This window comes from Nostoc sp. (genome assembly GCF_036917635.1).
GTDB lineage: Bacteria > Cyanobacteriota > Cyanobacteriia > Cyanobacteriales > Nostocaceae > Nostoc.
In genome coordinates this window covers 150,121-171,523 of sequence record NZ_JBALCW010000047.1, presented here as the reverse complement: position 1 = coordinate 171,523, position 21,403 = coordinate 150,121, and the positions used below count along the sequence as shown (strand labels likewise).

At 41.6% G+C, this 21,403-nt stretch carries 15 protein-coding genes and 1 pseudogene; 5 read left to right on the top strand and 11 right to left on the bottom strand.

All coding sequences use genetic code 11. The features are described from left to right. Positions 1–329: 329 nt before the first annotated feature. The 3 genes and pseudogenes from V7K32_RS13535 to V7K32_RS13525 form a co-directional block, all read right to left on the bottom strand. Positions 330–884, bottom strand: a complete 555-nt coding sequence (locus V7K32_RS13535; protein ID WP_334993948.1) for a pyridoxamine 5'-phosphate oxidase family protein — start codon at positions 882–884, stop codon at positions 330–332. Between the two features lie 187 nt (positions 885–1,071). Continuing rightward, positions 1,072–1,596, bottom strand: a complete 525-nt coding sequence (locus V7K32_RS13530) for a DUF937 domain-containing protein (RefSeq protein ID WP_334993946.1) — start codon at positions 1,594–1,596, stop codon at positions 1,072–1,074. A gap of 128 nt (positions 1,597–1,724) precedes the next feature. Next, a pseudogene (locus V7K32_RS13525) lies at positions 1,725–1,961 on the bottom strand (sensor histidine kinase); the annotation flags it as partial. Positions 1,962–2,269: 308 nt separating this feature from the next. Here V7K32_RS13525 and V7K32_RS13520 point away from each other — a divergent pair. Continuing rightward, complete coding sequence (locus tag V7K32_RS13520) at positions 2,270–3,817, top strand: YcjF family protein (RefSeq protein ID WP_334993944.1); 1,548 nt, start codon at positions 2,270–2,272, stop codon at positions 3,815–3,817. Positions 3,818–4,292: 475 nt separating this feature from the next. Further along, a complete protein-coding gene (locus tag V7K32_RS13515) occupies positions 4,293–6,050 on the top strand; it encodes a serine/threonine-protein kinase (RefSeq protein ID WP_334993942.1) in 1,758 nt (585 codons plus the stop codon). A 179-nt stretch (positions 6,051–6,229) separates the two neighbouring features. Here the strand turns inward: V7K32_RS13515 and V7K32_RS13510 are convergent, their stop codons facing one another. The 3 genes from V7K32_RS13510 to V7K32_RS13500 all read right to left on the bottom strand — a co-directional run bounded on the left by V7K32_RS13510 (position 6,230) and on the right by V7K32_RS13500 (position 12,396). Continuing rightward, positions 6,230–7,528, bottom strand: coding sequence for a hybrid sensor histidine kinase/response regulator (locus V7K32_RS13510; protein WP_334993940.1), 1,299 nt, complete (start codon positions 7,526–7,528; stop codon positions 6,230–6,232). After that, a complete protein-coding gene (locus V7K32_RS13505) occupies positions 7,525–9,957 on the bottom strand; it encodes a hybrid sensor histidine kinase/response regulator (protein ID WP_334993938.1) in 2,433 nt (810 codons plus the stop codon). The genes V7K32_RS13510 and V7K32_RS13505 overlap by 4 nt, the downstream gene beginning before the upstream one ends. Positions 9,958–10,620: 663 nt before the next feature. After that, positions 10,621–12,396 carry an N-acetylmuramoyl-L-alanine amidase gene (locus V7K32_RS13500; RefSeq protein ID WP_334993936.1) on the bottom strand — a complete coding sequence of 592 codons (1,776 nt, stop codon included), beginning with the start codon at positions 12,394–12,396 and terminating at the stop codon, positions 10,621–10,623. Between the two features lie 80 nt (positions 12,397–12,476). On the opposite strand from V7K32_RS13500, the gene V7K32_RS13495 reads away from it, so the two are divergent. The 3 genes from V7K32_RS13495 to V7K32_RS13485 all read left to right on the top strand — a co-directional run bounded on the left by V7K32_RS13495 (position 12,477) and on the right by V7K32_RS13485 (position 15,515). Beyond that, on the top strand, positions 12,477–14,114 hold the full coding sequence (locus V7K32_RS13495) for a CTP synthase (protein ID WP_334993934.1): 1,638 nt from the start codon (positions 12,477–12,479) through the stop codon (positions 14,112–14,114). A 94-nt stretch (positions 14,115–14,208) separates the two neighbouring features. Then, complete coding sequence (locus V7K32_RS13490) at positions 14,209–14,631, top strand: hypothetical protein (RefSeq protein ID WP_334993932.1); 423 nt, start codon at positions 14,209–14,211, stop codon at positions 14,629–14,631. Between the two features lie 698 nt (positions 14,632–15,329). Next, positions 15,330–15,515: a hypothetical protein gene (locus tag V7K32_RS13485; RefSeq protein WP_334993930.1), complete on the top strand. Its 186-nt coding sequence runs from the start codon at positions 15,330–15,332 to the stop codon at positions 15,513–15,515. 261 nt (positions 15,516–15,776) lie between these two features. On the opposite strand, the gene V7K32_RS13480 is transcribed toward V7K32_RS13485, so the two are convergent. From V7K32_RS13480 to V7K32_RS13460, 5 genes are all read right to left on the bottom strand, one after another. Further along, positions 15,777–16,679: an ROK family protein gene (locus V7K32_RS13480; RefSeq protein ID WP_334993928.1), complete on the bottom strand. Its 903-nt coding sequence runs from the start codon at positions 16,677–16,679 to the stop codon at positions 15,777–15,779. Between the two features lie 135 nt (positions 16,680–16,814). Next, a complete protein-coding gene (locus tag V7K32_RS13475; RefSeq protein ID WP_334993926.1) occupies positions 16,815–17,009 on the bottom strand; it encodes a hypothetical protein in 195 nt (64 codons plus the stop codon). A 66-nt stretch (positions 17,010–17,075) separates the two neighbouring features. Further along, entirely contained in the window at positions 17,076–17,972 is an 897-nt protein-coding gene (locus V7K32_RS13470; RefSeq protein WP_334993961.1) for an ABC transporter permease, read from the bottom strand. Between the two features lie 287 nt (positions 17,973–18,259). Further along, positions 18,260–19,630: a thioredoxin-disulfide reductase gene (trxB, locus tag V7K32_RS13465; protein WP_334993959.1), complete on the bottom strand. Its 1,371-nt coding sequence runs from the start codon at positions 19,628–19,630 to the stop codon at positions 18,260–18,262. 655 nt (positions 19,631–20,285) lie between these two features. After that, on the bottom strand, positions 20,286–21,026 hold the full coding sequence (locus tag V7K32_RS13460) for an SDR family oxidoreductase (RefSeq protein ID WP_334993924.1): 741 nt from the start codon (positions 21,024–21,026) through the stop codon (positions 20,286–20,288). Positions 21,027–21,403: the final 377 nt, after the last annotated feature.

Sequence of the window (21,403 nt, the reverse complement as noted above, 5' to 3'; positions counted from 1 at the left end):
GGCGACTTCTCAACCACCCCACTTCTTAATTAACCTGCGGTTAATGTTAGTCGGAGGTGTTTTCGTCGTCCCCCGGCTATCCATCCCCTGAGCTAGAGACGGATGGGGAATTCCGCCGAATTAGTTAAAGTTGAAAAAAGATGAATAAAACATTACTAACGATTTTGATCCTTGCGCTCTTACTCTTATTCATCATCTCTCCTTTTGCTGCCCTTGCTAGTCTAATGCTGATAGTGTTAGTTTCGGCGTTTTTCTCTTTACTAGGTAACTTGTTACAAGTAATAATTGGTGGTGACACCGATCCTAAAAGGTCTTAAGCATTGTAAAATTTAAAGTAATTTACTCAGTGGTGTGGCTAAACCGTCAATGCTGAGGAGATTTTTCTGCTGTTGAAATTCTCGAACTCCCTCTTCGCCTTTTTTACTAGCCCAGTTTACTAAAGTCTGGCGCTCACCTTGATATTCATAAAGTGGTACGCCAAAACCACAGGAAGTCTGGATTTTGTCAATGTCAGCGATGATAATTTGACGAGTTCCAGGAATCGGCACAAACAAAGAGTAAAGAGAGTCCCAATCTGGAGAATTCGGTAAAATCGTCTTTCCTTGGCCATAAAGCCGGAGGATACGCGCAGGTTCTTCAAAGGCGCAAAACATAAAAGTTATCCGCCCATTCTCTTGTAAGTGGGCTGATGTTTCGTTACCACTGCCTGTAAGGTCTACATAACCTACTCGGTTGGGAGAGAGGACGCGAAAGCAGCCTAAACCTTTAGGAGACAGGTTAACATGGGCCGTAGGACTCAAGGGTGCAGAGCCAACAAAGAAAAGGTGTTGGGCAGTAATAAAGTCTTGCAGTTCTTCAGTAATACAGTCAAAAAGTTTAGCCATAGACTGTCTGATATCTATTTACAAATTTACAAATTTTCTATCTTCTCAGCCTATGCTTTAGCTAAACATCTAGCAAGGGCTAATTGCCGATGTTTGGGGGAGTGGGGAGTTAGGAGTTAGGAGTTAGGAGTTAGGAGTTAGGAGTTAGGAGTTGGGAGTTGGGAGTGGGAGTGGGGTTTAATAAGTGTTACTTTTGCATATACCGACTTGCCATTTGAATGGCATCAGCGATATCGACATCACCATCGCCGTCAGCATCCAAGAAGGAATTTAGTACAGAATTACCGCCAGCTTGGGGATTTTGAGCATTTGCACCTGATTGCAAAAAATTCAGCACCAAAGGTACTGCTAAAGGCAGCAATTGTTGAACTATACCAGCATCTAATCCAGTCCGTTCGGCTGCAACCTGAGCTACCTGTTGTTGTATTTGAGGAGAAAATAGTGAATTGACGGCTTCGGGGTTAGGTGAAGTACCGGCATATTGATTAACTAGAGTTTGTGTGGCTTCATTACCATCTGTGGCTTGCTTTTGTTGTAAAGCAGAACGCACTTGACTACCGACAATTGACAAAACTGATTGGATGGTAGAAGGGTCTGTGCCAGTGCGAGCGCTCAACTGTTCTACACTGTTAACAATACTTCCCAATTGACCTAAGCTGCCTTGTTGATTGGGATTAGCAACGGCACCAAGAATTTGATCGAAAAGTCCCATAAGTTTTCTCTCTTTGTTCTCAAAAATCTTGCCAAAACTGGCATTAGTCCACTAAAAAATTAAACCACGCGAGCTTCATAATGAACGAATAAAATTTCAAAAGCTACTAGCTGAAGGATGATAATTGGTTAAAGGATACCTGCTTTAGGCAAAGCCAACACAAACTCTGTACCTCGATTTAACTCAGATTGACAAGTAATTTTACCCTGATGTTTTTCTACCACAATTTGATAGGCGATCGCTAGCCCCAAACCAGTACCAATCCCTCGTAGTTTGGTTGTGAAAAATGTATCAAATATCTTTTTCTGATTTTCTGGTGAAATACCAGAGCCATTGTCTGCAATTCGCAGTATCACCAAATCATTCTGACAATGGTGATTTCAGGGATAAAATTTTTTCTACCCTAGTCAAAAATACTGAAACTATGAAAATTACAAGTATCTTTCTTCTGAACGACATCCCGCCCAGAACTGAAGTTCAGGGCTGATATGAGACTCGGAATTCATTCCGAGGCGGGATAGAAACGCAGTGCGAGATTTAAAATTTTGTTAGTCAAGCAGATGAGCGTTCTTAGTTGAATCAAAAGCTGCTTCTGACTACTCTGGTAAAAAATACTGAAACTATTAAGATCAGAAGCATCTGCCTACTGAATATCCACTAATATTTCCCAGCCATGCCTCTGTCACGCATAGTAACGCTGATTGTTGGTCTGATCGTCATTTTGGGGCTAGCCCTATGGCTAATTGATTCCCTATCGCGCCTCTATTGGCAATTGTCCTATTCGCCGTTGCTAGGCAATTTGCTGCTGTTGCTGCTGATTGTCCTCATTGGAGCCTTGGTTGCCGCTTTTGTGTATTATGTATTGGTGATTCAATCTGGGGAAAAGCGATCGCGCCGCAACCCAAAGCGAGTAACTGCGGCGCAAATTCCTGCTGCTAAATCTGATGCTGCTTCTACAACTCTCCAAGCTGTGCGCCAACAGGTAGGGCAAATTCAAGATGAAGTAGCACGCCAAGCTTTATTAAGTAAATCACGAGAGATTGAAGCGAACTTAGCACGGGGTGAAATTCAAGTAGTAGTATTTGGTACGGGGAGCGCTGGCAAAACTTCCCTAGTTAATGCGATTATGGGACGCATGGTCGGTCAAGTGGATGCACCGATGGGTACAACCCAGGTTGGAGAAACCTATTGTCTGCGGTTGAAGGGATTAGAACGCAAGATTTTAATTACGGATACGCCAGGGATTTTAGAAGCGGGAGTGGCGGGAACGGAACGGGAACAAATGGCGCGAGAACTGGCGACGGAAGCAGATTTACTCTTGTTTGTGGTAGATAATGACTTACGACGCTCAGAATATGAACCGTTGCGGGGATTAGCAGAAATTGGGAAGCGATCGCTCTTAGTTCTCAACAAAACTGATTTATATACAGATGAAGATAAAGAATCCATCCTTGCAAGGTTGCGTCAACGGGTACGGGGATTTATTACTACTAATGATGTAGTGGCGATCGCTGCTAATCCCCAATCTGCCAAACTAGAAACTGGCGAAACCTTCCAGCCGGAACCCGATATTGTCCCTTTGCTGCGGCGCATGGCTGCTGTTTTACGCGCCGAAGGTGAAGATTTGGTAGCAGATAATATTCTTTTACAATCTCTGCGATTGGGAGACGAAGCGCGAAAACTCATTGATGGCCAGCGTCGCCGTCAAGCTGACAAAATAGTAGAACGCTTTCAGTGGATTGGGGCTGGTGTAGTATCAGTTACGCCTATCCCAGTCGTAGATTTACTAGCGACAGCAGCTGTTAATGCTCAAATGGTTGTGGAAATTGGCAGAGTTTACGGCTGTGAATTGAATATGGAACGCGGACGAGAGTTAGCCCTTTCTTTAGCGAAAACCATCGCCAGTTTAGGCATTGTTAAAGGAGCGATTGAATTATTATCTACAGCTTTGCAACTCAATGTTGCCACCTTTATTATTGGTAGAGCAATTCAAGGCGTGACAGCAGCTTATTTAACGCGAATTGCTGGTAAAAGTTTTGTTGAATATTTTCGTCATGACCAAGATTGGGGTGATGGTGGAATGACAGAAGTTGTCCAGCGACAGTTTCAAATTAATCGCAGAGATGAATTTATTAAGGCTTTTATTCAAGAAGCGATCGCCCGGGTGGTGAAGCCGTTACAAGATAAATCTGAGGTGGTTGAGGAAGATACGGAAACATAGGAAGGCAATATTTATTTTTGTTAAATTACTGACGGATAATTACAGTTTATGTTAAATAAAACTCGTTGTCTTGGAAAGAACTAAAGTTCCTTCTATTATAGCTATCATCTCTTGATGACTAAATATCCCCAAAAATTTTTAGTCTACTTCAGTAAACTTGAGCTATTAGCCATGAACTTCAGTTCAGGGCGGTTGAGAAAGGCAACAAATATTTTAAAATTTAAACTTATTTATTCATAAATCAAAGGTAACTCAGGTTGCACATCAGACGTTTTTGCATGAATTTTATCGAAAATAATTAATGAAATAAAAGATACGAATTTTAAAAAAAATTATATTTGTCTACGTAAAAATACTTAAAAATTAAACTTATATTTAAGGTATCAAAACTCTGTTTATTTATTTCTAAAGTATTCCGGAAACAGCAGGGAATGGCAGAAAAAGTAAATAAAAGGACTTACTGAGTAACCAGGTCATGACCAACCACATAATCGGTAAATTACTACAAGGGCGTTACCAAATTATCCAAAGCCTGGGTGCAGGGGTGTTTGGACAAACATACATAGCTGTAGATGTAGATTATCCAGAGAATCTCAAATGCGTTGTTAAGCAGATTAAAGTTAGCAGTTCCGACTCTGGCTACTTGGAGATGCTGAGATTACTGTTTCAGACTGAAACCCAAACCCTGAAGCTTTTGGGAAGCCATGACCAAATTCCTGAATTTCTCGCCTGCTTTGAAGAAAACGACCAGTTTTATTTAGTCCAAGAATGGATTGAAGGATATCCTCTGACTAGGGAATTAGCCATTGCTCAACAATGGGGATGTCTATGGAATGAAAGGGAAGTTGTAAAATTTCTGATAGATGTCTTAGATATTCTGGAATTTGTTCATTCTCACGGCGTTATTCATTGCGATATCAAACTAGAAAACTTGATCAGACGTAATAGTGATTTCAAGTTAGCTTTGATTGACTTTGGCTTAATTCAGTCTATCGATTTTGGTATAGGTGCCCAATTGCCCATTTATAGAATTCCTGTCACTTCATTAGGATATATACCGCCAGAGCAATTTATTGGACAAACACAGCCCAACAGTGATATTTATGCTTTGGGTATGATTGCGATCCAGGCTTTAACAGGGTTAGAACCACTACAATTAAAAGCTGATCCTTATACTAATGAAATTGTTTGGCGTTCTGAAAACACGCCAGTTAACGATTATCTAGCTGCTGTTCTCAGCCAAATGATCCGCTACGATTATCAAAACCGCTTTCAGTCTGCGAGTGAGGTGCTGCGGGTAGTTAAACAAATAACATGGGATCAGTCACCAGAAATATTAGAAGCAGATGATCGATTTTTGATCAAGGCGGCGATTGAAGATGATAATCCTACATCTAGGAAATTATCTCCGTTATTAACAGGAATGAAAGTAGGGCTGGCGGCTAATTCTTTAGTGATGGGATTTGGTGTATATTCTTTAATTCGTGCTGCACCTGCATACTCAGAAACAGAAACTTTATCTAAAGCCACACAAGAATATCAAGCAGGAGATTTAGAAGAAGCAATCGCACTCGCTAAATCAATTCCCCACCATAGCAATGTTTATCCAGAAGCGCAAGCCACAATTGAAAAATGGCAAGAGCAATGGCAAGTAGCTGCACAGCAATACCAAATAGCTCAAACAGCTTTTAATGAGAGCAAATGGTCAGATGTTATTCATGCTGTTGCTAAAATTCCAAATATTTCATATTGGCAATCTAAAACAAATAAACTAGTTCAGCAAGCATCCGTCAATATTGAAGCACAGACGCAGTATTTATTAGCAAAAGCTTACGAAAGTGCCGATACAAAAGATTTTTCTGCTGCATTACAATATCTGCGGCAAATTCCTCAAGAAAGTCGTGCAGGTGCTTTAGTTCAAGACAAGTTAGCTGAATACAATCGAAAGCGGCAGATTAGAGCAGCTTACTTTTTACAGAAAGCCTATAAACAAGCATTTGTTGGTGATTTTGATCATGCTGTAAAATTTCTTCAAAATATTCCCAACGATACTCTAGTTTATGCTCAAGCTCAAGTCAAATTGAATGAATATACTCAAAAACAACGCCTGCTGATTGATTATCAAAAGGTAGCTTCTGCACAAATTAAAAGTTCATTTATCTCTAAAAAATCAACCCCTAATATTCAATACATTCAGGTAGAAAAATATCTGCTAGAAGTGAATATTCGTTAGTTATACGATTTCACTTTAGATACAAATACGCTGGTAGGGGCATGACAATGCCATCCCCTTACGATAAATCTATACGTAAGTAGGCGAGAATAAACCAAAGTAAGTTAAGTAATATAAAAAATATTGAAATTAGTTCGTAGTGAGGAGTAAAGTCCTGACTACAAACCTTTTTTAAATTGTTATCGGATGGGTAGTTCAATGATAAACTCTATGCCTTCACCTGGTTTGGAATCGTATGTGAGCTTGCCGTGATGATTATTAACCACAATTTGGTAAGCAATAGATAGACCTAGCCCTGTTCCTTTACCGACGGGTTTTGTTGTGTAAAAAGCATCGAATATTTTTGTGTTTTTGGCATTATTATTTATACCTAGTCCATTGTCCGCAACTTTTAAAATAACTTGCTCTCCATTTGCCTCAGTTGTAATTTTAATAACTCCAGGATTTTGATAAATTGTATCAATGTCTTTATTTTTATTTTTTTCTTCGATTGCATCGATCGCATTACAAATTAAATTCATAAAAACCTGATTAATTTCCCCAGGAAAGCACTCAATAAGTGGCAAATTTCCATATTCTTTCACTAATTGGATAGCTGGGTGATGAGCATTATATTTAAAGCGATGTCCGAGAATGAGTAAGGTACTTTCTAACCCTTCATGCAAGTTAGCTAGTTTTTTACCCGCTTCTCTGTGGCGCGAGAAATTGTTTAAATATGACACAATTTCTGTAACGCGATCTGTACCAACTTGCATGGATTGAATAATTTTAGATAAATCATCTAACAAAAAGTTAAGGTCGCTTTTTTGAATCGCAGTTTGAACTTCATCTGGTGGATCGGGTAGATATTTCTGATAGAGATGCAGTAAACTAACTACCTCGTGTACATACTGTTCAACAAAATTTAAATTGCCAGCTATAAAATTGATGGGATTATTAACTTCATGAGCAATTCCTGCTGTGATTTGGCCTAAAGCTGCTACCTTTTCTGCTTGTATAAGTTGAGTTTGAGTCAGTTCTAATTCGGCGTTTTTAGCAATTAAGCTTTTCGTCAATTTTCTCAATTTTAGGTGATTTTCGATCCGCACTAGGACTTCTTCTTGCTGAAAAGGTTTGGTAATGTAGTCTACGGCTCCCAATTGCAAACCTTTGATTTTATCAGCAGTTTCTGAAAGGGCTGTCATAAAAATGACCGGAATATCTTGGACACGAGGATTGCTTTTTAGCTGTTTACAGGTTTCAAAACCATCTATACCGGGCATCATTACATCCAGCAAGATTAAATCAGGTAAATCATCATTTTCTAATCGCTGAAGGGCTTTTTCACCACTGCGTGCTGCCCAAACTTCAAAGCTAGACTGATCCAAAAAGCTGGATAAAACTTGTAAATTGGCAGGGTTATCGTCAACGACTAAGACAATTCCCCTCGAAGGAGCGTAATTGATAGAATTATTCTGGTCTTCAATAGTAGTTTTCATACTTTTTCCATTGCATATTGAGTCAAGAAGTTGAGGATTAAATCTTCATCAAATTGCCTTGCTAGTTGCCTTATTTCATTAGCAAATGGCGCGAAGTTTGTGTCTGTTTCCTCCAGTTGATCGGCCCACTTGAGAATGCCATTGAAGTTACCTTTACTGGCTAAGGTGACTAGTTCTTGCAAGATTTGGGGGGAAGGAGGAGTTAATTGAGCAGATTGGCTATTTGCTGTGGTTACTTCTTTGGCTTTTTCTCCATCAGGCTGAGATTGCTTATAAATCCATACCAAATTTAAATATTGTTGTAGTTGATGCAATAATTCATCTACCTTTATAGGTTTGCTCAAGAAGGAATTACCTCCAGCTTCAAGACTGCGATGTTTGTCTGTTTCAAAGACACTAGCAGAAGAAACGATAATCAATACATCCTTAATTTCTGGAGTGTGACGCAGATGTTGAATTAATTCAAACCCATCCATTTCTGGCATCAGCAAATCTGTGATGATTAAGTCTGGTTTGAGGCCGATCGCTATTTCTAAACCTTCTTTACCGTTGCTAGCTTCAACTACATTAAAACCCAGTGGTTGCAGTAAGTTTGTAATCACTGTGCGATTCTCCCAGCGATCGTCAACCATCAGGATGGTGTAGGGGCTACCCTCAAAGCCAATGATTTGTTTTTCTGATGCAGTTCCCGCAGATTCTACCCAGTCAGTAGCTTCGGGAATTTCCAACTCAAACCAGAAGCTACTCCCTTGATCGATCTGACTCTTAACATGAATATCGCTACCCATCATCTGTACTAACTGCCGAGTAATAGCTAAACCCAGCCCTGTACCTTCAGCTTGGCGCTTTTTATCACCTACTTGTTCAAATGGCAAGAAAATTTGGCTCAATTCTACTCCAGTTATCCCAATTCCCGTGTCTTCTACAGTGCAGCGAAGGCGATGTTTTACTGTCTGGCCACTAGGAGGTTGATCGATTACTTCAATATTGAAAGTAACCTGACCTTCATCTGTAAATTTGATGGCATTTCCCAACAGATTCAATAGCACCTGACGTAATCTTTTGACATCAACATGAACCCCTGTAGGCAAATTAATCGCAGGTTGATAGATAAACAAAATGCCTTTTTGTTTTGCCCGAATCTGGCATATTTCGACAATTCCTTGCAGAAAAGATGGGAAATGCACATCATAAGGATGCAGTTCTAGCTTTTTTGCTTCAATTTTGGAGAGATCCAAAATATCATTAATTAAAGTCAGCAGATGAGAGCCGCATTGTTCAATAATATTGACATGGTATTGCTCTTGATTAGGTAAAGCTGGGGAACGCAGCAAAATTTGAGCACAACCGAGAATGCCATTCAAGGGCGTTCGTAGTTCATGACTCATGTTGGCTAAAAATTCGCTTTTAGCATGGTTGGCTGTATCAGCCGCAGCTTTAGATTTTTTCAGTTGAGTTTGTTCAAATGCTTGCACTTGCCATAAGACGGTAATCATGGTGAGAGTCAATCCACCAACAATTAAGGCGATTAAATCGAGAAATTGCAATCGAGATTCGATATTTTGGCGGGGAATCACCAAAGCCACAGACCAATTAGCGGCTTGCAACGGCAGATAAGCTACATACTTTTTAGTGCCGTCAATTTCCATTAACTCAATTCCCTGTTGTTTATTTACCATCCTCAAGGCGATCGCATTTAAATTGCGATCGCCAATTTTCAGCAGGCTGGGTGCAGGTTTTTCTAAGGTTGACATTAACGCCGAGTTCGGATGGACGATGGCTTGTCCTTGGGAATTGAGAGCAAAAGCATAGCTATTAGCACCGTAGTGCAGGGAGTTGACAACCTCTGCAATGTGATCGACTCTCACATTGCCGTGGAAAGTCCCTATCGGTGAACTACTGCTAGCAGAATTTGACCAAATCGGGGTGGATATCGCAATTAAAGAAATTCCTGTAGAACGGCTAATGAAGGGATCGGAAATGTTGCTCTTTCCTGCAATTGCTTTTTTAAAGTAGTCTCGATCTCGAATATTTTTATTTGCTCGACCAACTTTTGTATTGGAATATGAACCATCTGGGCTAGCTAGTTGGAACAAGAAAAATTCATTGATTCGCTTGACTTCTGCCTTTAAATAAGGTTCTGCCACAGACCAGTTTAAGGAACGTACAGTTGAAGTATTCGCCAGGGTTTCTACCTCCACTTGGCGAACGTATAACCACTGCTGAATTTCGGCACCTCCTCTCTGTACCTCTAAAAAAGCGCTCTGTCTCAAATCTTTGAGCATCATATTTCTAGCGGCTTGATAGCTGAAATAAGCAGAAATACTGACTATAAGGGTAGTGCTACCAAGAATAAATCGAATTAGTAAATTTCGTGAGGGATGATTTTCTCTGTTAGATGCTGATAGGCTGGAGTTTGCTCGGATCAAGGGTTAGCTCCTTAATGGCATAGTTTGGTAAGAAGAAATTCTACGTTATCTTTAGATTGCCCAATAAATTACCGATGCTCACAGCTTTTGATAAAATAATCAAGAAATTTATAGTAAGTCCGTGTACTATAAGTTTTTATTTCCAAATATTCTTGAAAATCAACTAAAACTCCAATTATTGGCTATAGAAGTGTTGTTAAAAATTCGGAATTCGCAATGATTAGAGTCAGCATTAAATGAAAAACTGAAGAAGCTAGAATAATTTTCAAAAGACTAGAACATTACAGTTTTGAACATGGTATGGTTAAATATGGCAGTTCTTTCTCGCCAATGTTTAAATTGACGCATCCTAAATCAATAAATTTTAAAATCTGAAATCACAGCTTGGTAGCAGAACATAAATTAATAAAAAGCGACTGTTGAGTGGCGATTTACAAAAGTTTTCAGAGGTTCGTGGTGTTCAGATCCCCGACTTCTTGAAGAAGTTGGGGATCTCGCAGCCCCGCAAAATTAATGGGACAGGCCACTAGTAGTCTGTCTCATTAAATTTGATGAGTTTGTAATAAGCACAAAGGCTGCTTAAAAATCCACCACTAAAGTCCTAAAGAACGTGGATTAAATAAAATGCAAAACTTCATCAGTTATCTCAATCTCTCTCTAAATTTATCTCACACTCCTAAACCACTCAGTAATCCCCTGAGCGATCGCCTTTGCCGTTTTCTTCTGTACCTCTGGGTTCACTATCTGCTCAAATTCATTGGGATTGCTCATAAAACCCAATTCCAGCAACACTGATGGCGCAGCAGTTGGACGTGTCAGCGCCAGGTTATCCCAAAACACACCATAAGAAGGTTTGCCGATTTTTTTAACTACATACTTCTGTAAAAATATTGCCAGGTTCTGGGCTTGCGGTTGATACCAAAAGGCGGCGAATCCCTTGATCTTTTCGGCATCGCCATCATCGGGTAAAGAATTGTGGTGTATTGAAATAGCGATCGCAGGTTCTTCTTGACTGATAATTGCTTGACGTTCTGCTAAAGAAAGTTCGCGATCGTCCTCCCGTGTCATCACTACCGTTGCTCCTCGCTTCACCAATTCATCCCGCAGCAACTTCGATACCACCAAATTCAAATCTTTTTCTAAATATCCAGTTGGGCCACTGGCACCAGTTTCTTTACCTCCATGCCCAGGATCTAGTACAATCTTGAGATTAGCTAAAGGCTTGCGTCTTGTGTTACCAATTTTCGGCGGATGACGCAAAGCCAAAACCAGGGTTGTACCGTCGTATCTCAGCTTATATCCCCACTGTTGAGCTTTTTTGAGGTTAAAGGTGTATTTTACTTGTTCTGGAGCTTCCTGTTGCCAATCTAGGCGAGAAATTAGGGGGTCATCATCCAGGCGAATAATGTCTGTTTGGGCAGTGGTATTGTAGAGAGTGAGAGCGATCGCACCCTCACTTTGTTGCACGCTCACAGGTACGGGAACTTGCAAGGGGAAAACTATCTCTGTCGCACCAGGGAGTTGACGGTATCCGACACTGCGAATTATTGTCTGTGGCTCAACTGCACCAGGTAAAATGCGCGTTTCTTTACTATTAATCCAAGCGCCATAGTCTAGGCGCAACCATTCACCTTCCCTACCTGTTACTGTTGCGCGTGTGCCTTTGGGCAGTGGTGTAAGTCGAGAATAATCGGTGCTTGGGCCAGTGCGAGCCACGCCTGACTCTACTGTAACCTCAGAAACTGGCAACTCTGCTCTTGAGAGGATTTGAATTTTACCAGTTCCTGGTTGAGTTATCGTCTTACCATTGAGCGTTAGTTGAAACTGAGGTTGTCCCAGATCGGCGGCTGTTGCCACTGTGGTGCAACCTTTATAATTGCCTACGCTAGACTGGGCATAAGGCTGATTTTGCCCTGTCAAAGCTGCCAAATTACTTGGTAGTTGTGCCTGTTGAGGTTGGAGTGGAAGGGCAATAGTTTGATTAGCCAACTTAACAGATACGCTAGCTTTAGGGGGTGCGATCCCTTCGGGGAGCTTCGCTAACGCACTAAAACAAATTAGCTCTCCCGGTAGTGTGGCAATGTCAACTGCGGGAGTTAGGGAATCTTTAGCAAAAGCTAACCCCTGTGGTAGTTCAGGATCAGTGGTAAGCCTTGTCACTTCAATCTTGAGTTCTTGATTGTGGTAACGCACAGTAAAAAAATTTTCCCCCAACTGCAACGGTAAACTAGGGGAAAAATGACCAGCTTTGCTGCGGGTAATTGGCTTACTATTGATCAAAACCTGACCATCTGGTGGTGCAGTGCCCAGAAAGAAGATTTTTTCGGCACTTGTCTGGTAATTTGTTTCGGGAAAAATGACTATAAGAGATGGCTGTGCCAATGCTATGGAGGAGGAGAGAATAAAGCCTAATATTACTAGTCCTAGAAGTTTTTTCACAGCAAATCACAGAAGATTACACCACAATAACTGTGGCACAATGACGGGATGTATTTTTAGTGTTAGAAATTCAAACTAGTATGACTAAGTTTATCTTTGTAACTGGGGGCGTAGTTTCCAGTATTGGTAAGGGCATTGTAGCAGCAAGTCTAGGGCGTTTGCTCAAGTCGCGCGAATATTCAGTGTCGATTCTCAAACTTGACCCTTATATCAATATCGATCCTGGCACAATGAGTCCCTTTCAACATGGGGAAGTATTCGTTACCCAGGATGGCGCAGAAACAGATTTGGACTTGGGGCATTACGAACGCTTTACCGATACCTCAATGTCGCGGTTGAATTGTGTAACTACTGGCTCAATTTACCAGGCAGTTATCAATAAAGAGCGACGCGGAGACTACAATGGTGGCACCGTACAGGTTATTCCTCATATTACTAATGAAATAAAAGAGCGAATTCTGCGAGTTGCTAAAAGTACAAACCCATCTGTAGTAATTACAGAAATTGGTGGTACGGTGGGAGATATTGAATCATTACCATTTTTGGAAGCAATTCGCCAGTTCCGCAAAGAGGTAGGACGGCAGAATGTGCTGTATATGCACGTAACTCTAGTACCCTGGATTGCCTCTGCGGGTGAGATGAAAACTAAGCCAACACAGCATTCAGTTAAAGAACTCAGATCCATTGGCATTCAACCAGATATTTTAGTTTGTCGGAGCGATCGCCCCTTACCCAAGGGATTAAAACAGAAATTGTCTGGCTCTTGCGATGTGCCAGAAGAATGCGTTATCACTTCTCAAGATGCCAAAAGTATCTATGAAGTACCGCTAAATCTAGAACGGGAAGGAATGGCAGAACAAGTGCTGAACTTGCTGCAAATGGAACAACGCAAACCAGATTTGACGCAGTGGCAAACCCTGGTAAAACGGTTACATAGTCCCAAGCATGAGCTAGAAATTGCCATTGTTGGTAAATATGTGCAGTTAAGTGATGCTTATCTATCTGTGGTGGAAGCATTAAACCATGCAGCAATTTCTACTTATGGCAAACTGCGTCTGCGTTGGGTAAATTCAGAAGATTTGGAAACTGGATCAGCCGAAACTTATCTTAAAGGTGTCGATGGCATAGTTGTGCCGGGAGGTTTTGGGGTTCGGGGGGTGGATGGCAAAATTGCCGCGATTAAATACGCGCGCGATCGCCAAATTCCCTTTTTGGGTTTATGCCTGGGTATGCAATGTTCTGTGATTGAATGGGCTAGGCACGTAGGGGGATTAACAGGCGCTAATAGTGCTGAATTTGACCCTCATACATCCGATCCGGTAATTAATTTATTGCCAGGACAGCAGGAAGTAGTCGATTTAGGGGGTACAATGCGCTTAGGGCTATATCCTTGTCGTGTTCTTCCTGACACACTGGCTTTTAAGCTTTATCAAGAAGATGTGATTTATGAACGACATCGACATCGGTATGAGTTCAACAATGCTTACCGCGATTTATTGTTAAAGTCTGGCTACGCGATCAGTGGTACTTCTCCCGATGGACGCTTAGTTGAAATTGTGGAATTACCCAAGCACCCATTCTTTCTTGCTTGCCAATTCCATCCAGAATTTCAATCACGCCCCAGTAGCCCTCATCCTTTATTTAAAGGGTTTATTCAAGCAGCGATCGCTCTTTCTCTTTCAATTTCAGGTACAGCAACACCATTGGAGGTTTCATAACAATTGATAATTAATTGCAATATTACCTAAAGGCTTCAGTAGACTTGGATATACAGGGTGCATCATTCGTAAATTTCGGACTTGGGGAGATGTTGTGGCGTACTGGGTGAAAATCCTTTACGAAAGGAGAGAATATGTAGTTAATTTTGAACGAGTCCATGCTTTTTGTTATGAACTAAACGGCAGGGTTACTTTTTGGTTACCCGATAGTGCCATTTCGATAGTGATTAACCCCCAAAGCAACTTGGAAGATTATCAAAAGATCCTTTATTATTTAGAATGTGTGATTGGATGGGAATTAGATCATGCCCACTGGGTAAAAATCCATTACGAAAACAATGAATATGTAATTAATCTCAACTGCATCAGTTCCTTTTGTCATGAACCGAATGGCAGGATAACTTTTTGGTTGCCAGATGGCACTATCCCCATCATCATCAACCCTATGAGTAATCCTGAATCTTATGAAAAAGTTGTGAAATACGTTAAGAAAGCAACAGGATATTCTTTGTCTTAATCTTAATTAGTAATATAGCGACTTAAGTTTAAATAGTTGCTTTTTACTCGTGCGTAGACGTGTAACGGCTTGTCGTCAGACATCGCTTGCTTTTCACCATCAGTCAGAGTTGGTATTTCTGTCTATGTAAAGAAGTTGGTGTTTGTAGCAAGTTGCAAACCAAATTTTTCTTCTAATTTGTAAAGACTGATGTCTCTAGCTGGAATTGTTTAAACCATAATTTAAAATCCTGAATATTGTTAATCTGCAAAAATAGCGATCGCTTTTAAACGAATGCTATTTAACTCCTGACTAGCGATCGGACAAACCCCTATTTTCTTGTCAGTTTCCGAAAGTTTGCGATTTACTTAATGTAAAAGTTTGTAACCAATTGCATAATTCCTAAAACTCAGCCGTAATTATACATATAGGACTCCTATTTGATTTCTGAAATAGACGCAGGGTGTGTTAATAAAACGTAACGCCCCTAAATATACTTAGACTTTTTTAAAAATAAAATGGATTGCTATAAGTAGGTAGGCAAGATAAAACCAAATTATGTAACGAAAAGTAAAATCTCTATATTTGGCTCGTAGTTGCGCTTTAGCGCTAAAGCGCAACTACGAGCCAGTGATGATTATTTACGCCCACTTACTTAGCTTTATCTTGCAATATTACTATGTGCAACTTTGGTAGTGTCTTAATCAAGAAAAACAGCAATGCAGAATAAAATTGACTTTAATGGCGACGGCTTAAGCGACTTCATCCGCCAAGAAAAAGGTACATCGGTGGATGGTATTCGTGATGTTGAAGTATATCTGTCCAAAGGAAACGGTCTCTTTAATCCGGGCATCCCTTTAATAGATGCCTTTGCTGCGAAGGGGAACGTTGCCAATCTCGTATAGGAGCTAAACCTAGTAAGCTAATGCACTTTTAATTTGCATAACCAGGGCGGGCAAGATGCCCACCCCACAATAGTTTTACTTTTAGGTAATATGCAAGTTAAATGTCCAACAGCTTAGTCTGTCAATTTGATTTTGTTAAGCTTGTTTGTACTATCCAAAACCTTGTAGAGACGCGAAATTTCGCGTCTCTACATCCGTCTGTCATAAAGTTGCCCCACACTCCCCTGACGGATGAGACGTGGGGCAACTTTATTGTCTTAGCTAACATTCCGAATAGCGTTGCCATGCCAACTTTGCTGCACCTACTATCCCTGCAAAATTACCTAACTCGGCTGGCAATATTTGTAAATCTACCCGTGATAAAGGCTGAACTCGCTTCTCAATTTCTGCTTTCACACCTGGTAAGAAAAACTCAAAGCTGCCACTGATACCGCCACCAATGACGATCGCTTGCGGTGTGAGTACATAAATCAAACTCGTTAAACCAATTCCCAAATATATACCATATTGTTGCCAAAAAGTCAAGGCTGCGGCATCTCCTTGTTGGGCAAGAAAACCCAATTCGGCGGGTTCCTTGAGAGTGCGACGGCGAATTGCAGTAGCACAGGCATATTGTTCTAAAGAGCCTTGATTGCCACTATTACAAATTGGGCCATCAGGATTTAATGAAATTAAACCTAATTCGCCGGCGGCTCCTTGATGTCCAACAAATAGTTTGCCATCAAGGATAATTGCGCCACCAACCCCAGTACCTAAAGTTAGCAGAATCAGATTTTGAAAATGGCGACCGGCTCCTTGCCAAGCTTCTCCCAAAAGAGCGCAATTAGCATCATTAGCGATCGCAGTCGGTTTGCCAGTTTTAGCTTCTAACCAGTCTGCTAAAGGCACATCGCGCCATCCAGGTAAGTTAATGGCGATTTTAGCAATGCGTCCTGCGGCATCAGATGGGCCAGGAGTTCCAACACCAATAGCAACAGCTTGATTATCTGGATCAATTTGAGCGATCGCATCTACCATCACCGCCAGCACAGCCTCCGGCGTTGTCGGTTGGGGAGATGCCACAGTTAAAGAGAAGAGACAAGTACCATCAGCTGCAAAGCGCCCCAGCTTAATTGCCGTTCCCCCCACATCAATGCCAATTACTTGAATTTTGTCATTTGTCATTTGTCATTTGTCATTGTGCATTGGGCATTGGGCATTGGTAATTGGTGAACAGTTATTACCTATTCCCTATTCTCTATTTATCGAGTTCAAAATCAACAATTCGTCAGGATTTTAGGCAAATGTGTACTTAGGGTTTTAGGATTTGGCACGAAAATATTCTAAATTTTCTGTCCTAGTGGGTGCGAGTCGTAAATTAGCAACAGTCATAGTACGAACACTCGATTGCTCTTGCCAAGCTGTAATTGGCGCACCTCTTAAGATACCAGCAAGAGCAACGGAAAGGATAAACCCGCCAGTAGCGGCAGCAATTAACGTTAGATTATCTTTCATACAAATCTCTCTATTGTTTATTTGTCATTTGTCATTTGTCCTTTGTTTAAAACTAATGACCAATGACTACTTTCGGATTCTATTTTCTCTTCGTAAGCGGGGATTGACAAATTCATTTAACCCTTCACCAAGTAGTGATAACCCTACCACCATGAATGTCATAGTTAAACCAGGGAATAACGTAGTCCACCAAATGCCAGTAGGTAGAGCTTCTAAGGCTTGTTTTAAATCATGTCCCCATTCTGCCACTTCTTCGGGAAGCCCCAGCCCCAAAAAGCCCAAACCGCCCAACACCAAAATCGCATCAGCAGCATTGAGTGTGAATAGGACAGGTACGCTTTGAATGACGTTGAAAAATAGATAACGAGAAAGCACAACCCAAGTGGAAGCGCCCATTGCTTGAGCAGCTTCGATGAACACTTCAGTTTTCACGCTCACGGTGTGGTTGCGAACAACGCGGTAATATTGGGGAATGTAAGCAATACTAATAGCGATCGCTGCATTTAATATCCCCCGCCCCACCACAAACGCCAGCGTCACAGACAGCAGTAGCCCTGGTAGAGTGTAGATGCTATCCATAATAAACAGCAACACTTTATCCAACTTCCCGCCGAGATAACCACTCAGCATCCCCAAAGGCACACCGATAATCATACTCAGCGCTGTTGCCAAAATCACCACCTGCAAAGCGGCTTGAGCGCCGAACAATGTCCGCGAGAATACATCATAGCCCAGACGACTAGTACCAAACCAATGTTTAGCTGACGGTGGCTCGTGAATTGGATTAGAGAGAAAATCTTTCGGGTTTTGCAGCCATCCCCAAGCCTGGAATACGGGAGCAAAGAATGCCAGGAAGATGAAAAATAGGGTAATGGCTAACCCGATGAGCATGAGTTTTTGCGAAAGATTGGAAGTTTTCCCAAACTCTAAAAATGTCGGTAGTCGTCGTTTTGTAATGGCCATAGAGCGATCGCCTGGAGTAAAGCTTGATACGCTGACTATTTTACATATCAGATAGGCGATTGCGTAAACCATCCTGAATAAAAGTCCGACTACTTCGCAGTGGATACAGAGCTAAGTAAGTGGGCGCAAATAATCATCACTGGCTCGTAGTTGCGCTGTCTTGCGCTTTAGCGCAACTACGAGCCAAATACAAATTAAGAGGTTGTTTAAAAAGTTGTGAAGTCTACTCCAAACCCCACTTCCAAACCTCTCTCCGTTTCGGAGAGAGGCTTTGAAACCTCCAGTTTTTAAAGATTACTTTCAATCAACTGGCGGTATTCGCTCTTTTGCTTCACACCTTTGACTTCCTTCACCAGTTCCTTATTTTTGAACAATTGAACTGTTGGCGTTCCTGTCACACCAGCATTTTCAGCAATATCTCGGTCTTTGTCGATGTCAATTTCTACAAAGTGAATAATGCTTTCAAATTCATCCACCACTTTATTTAAAATCGGCTTCAGGGTATGACAAGGGCCACAACCAGGAGAGACGTATTTAACAAGGAGTAAGCGATCGCTTTCATGGAACAATTTCCGTAAAGCATAACCTCCCTGATGGCGTGTCTCATCCAAGTTAAATCCAGCTTCTTCCTCGGCTTCAGTCTTTTTAGCTGGCTGATGTTCTAATTCATTAACGGCTGTTTCTGGCTGTTGATGGAATTCTTGAATCAAGCCAGTGAACGACAACCAACGTTCTGCCAACATCGCCGCCATACAGCCAGTACCCGCAGCCGTAATTGCTTGCCGAAACTCATGATCTTGCACGTCGCCAGCAGCAAAAACGCCCTCTACACTGGTTTCTACAGAACCGGGCTTAGTGACAACGTAACCTAATTCATCCAGTTCTAACTGCCCCTTAAATAGAGAGGTGTTGGGACTGTGACCAACGGCGTAGAATAAACCCTTAGCGTGCAGTTTGCTCTCTTCACCAGTTTTGGTATTGCGGACTTTCACCCCTTCCATGTGACCGTTACCGAAGATATCCACGGCTTCTGTGTTCCAATGCACTTGGATTTTCGGGTTACTCAAAACCCGATCTTGCATAGCTTTAGAAGCCCGCATTTTATCGGTGCGTACCAACATATTTACCTTGGAACCATACTTAGTGAGGTAAATTGACTCTTCCGCCGCCGAGTCGCCAGCACCAATTACAGCCAATTCTGCGCCGTGAAAAATCGGTGTCGCACCATCGCAAATTGCACAAGCAGAGATACCCCGACTCCAAAATTCGTGTTCGTTGGGTAAACCCAAACGCTTCGCTGTTGCACCCGTAGCAATCACAATGCTGTTGGTTTTAATTTCTCTTTCTTGCGATCGCACTGTAAATGGACGCTGACTCAAGTCAACTGATATAACATCTTCAGTATATAGTTCAGCCCCCCAGCGCTCCGCCTGAGCCTTCATCTGATCCATCAGTTCTGGCCCAGTAATCCCTTGGGGAAACCCCGGAAAGTTCTCAACTTCCGTCGTTGTCATTAGTTGCCCACCAGGTAATCCCCCGGCTTGGAAACCTTCAAATACAACGGGTTTCAGGTTAGCGCGTCCGGCATAAATAGCAGATGTGTACCCTGCTGGGCCAGAACCGATAATTACCAAGTTTTCTACTGTGGGATTAGTCATGAAAATATACGAACTCATAACGACTACGTTTAATATAGCATAACAAACTGTGATTGGCTACGCCAGATGGTAAGCGATCGCTTACTTCATCCTTACCCGCGCCCTCATTTATCACCACGGTAGGGATTCGACATTAGCGATCGCAGTGGGCTAAGATTTCAAAGGAAAAATATCGCTGGTGTTCTATGCAGTGGCAATTCCACTTGCCTTTGTGAACTCATGGTTTGCCTGTATAGTATACGTTCTGGTTGCAGTTATGTGGCTTATTCCTGACCGTCGCATTGAGAACACTTTCACTCCCTGAACGTATTTGTCCAATATTCAATTGTATCGACTAAGTAAGTGGGCGCAAATAATCATCACTGGCTCGTAGTTGCGCCCTCTTGCGCTTTAGCGCAACTACGAGCCAAATATAGAGATTTTACTTTTCGTTACATAGTTTGGTTTTATCTTGCCTACCTACTTAACAATGCCATTGTTTCGACTGACAAAAACAAACCTATCCTTTCTTTTCCCTTGCCCCATCTAAAAAACTCACTCAATCACACAGAGATATTTAGATGAAAATGAAATAACCCTACCCTAACAGGACTAGTAATGCTCACATTATTGGCTGAGGTTTAATATCACATTCATGAGGAAAGCTTTGATCGCCTCACGCGATTCCACCGTTTACACGGATATTTTGCCCAGTGATCCACCTAGCTTCGTCGCTAGCGAGGAATGCTACTACGTCGGCAATTTCTTGCACTTGTCCCAGTTTGCCAAACGCAGCCATTTGGGCTAAACGATCTATCTGTTCTTGTGTTTTGCCTTCTCGAAACAGTTCTGTATCGGTGGGGCCAGGAGAAATAGCATTAACTGCGATCGCCTTTGCACCCAATTCTTTAGCTAGTACCCGTGTAATTTGTTCAACAGCACCCTTGGTTGCTACATAAGCACTATAAGTTGGCAGCATCATCGCCGTAGTTGATGAGGAAAAGTTAATAATCCGTCCCCCTTTTGCCATGTGTTGCGCGGCTTGTTGACAAGCAAAAAAAGTGCCTTTGACGTTAATGGCAAAAATCGTGTCAAAATCTTCTTCACTCACCTGAGTAATTGGTTTATAGAAGGCGATTCCGGCGTTGTTGATCAAAATATCCACTTTACCGAAGCGCTCAAGTGTTTGCTCAAATAACCTTTTGATGTCGGGTATTTTGCTAATATCAGCTTGGACGGCAATTGCCTGTACTCCCAACTTTTCAATTTCTGCAACAACTTCTTGTGCTTTGCCTGCATTACCCGCATAGTTAACGACAATAGATGCGCCATTACCAGCTAACTTTAGTGCAATCGCTCGTCCAATTCCCCGCGATGCACCAGTAATAATTGCAACTTTCCCGGCTATTGATGCCATAGATTAATCTAGTTTTATTTTGGTTAACCAAAGTCCGCCCCCTAACAATAGTAGTCCAACTAAAAACCAAAGCCACCGCCGTTTTCCAGAAGGTGGCTCAAATGAGGTTTGTGGAGTTTTGTCTCCATAATCAGTTTGAGGCTCAGGGGATGTCATGGCTTATGAGGAACTTAAGGAACAAATTAACTAGAATTCAATCAATATTTAATCTGTTGATATGGAAATTACTGATTTGGCATGAGGTTTTGTGGCAAATTATGTGTTACCTCCATCCAAATATACAGTTTTGATGATTCCCTCTAAATCTACCGAAAGGTGAATCCCTAATTTTGCATCAAGTTATCATGGACAAAGTTTGGTGATGCTGGGATACCGAT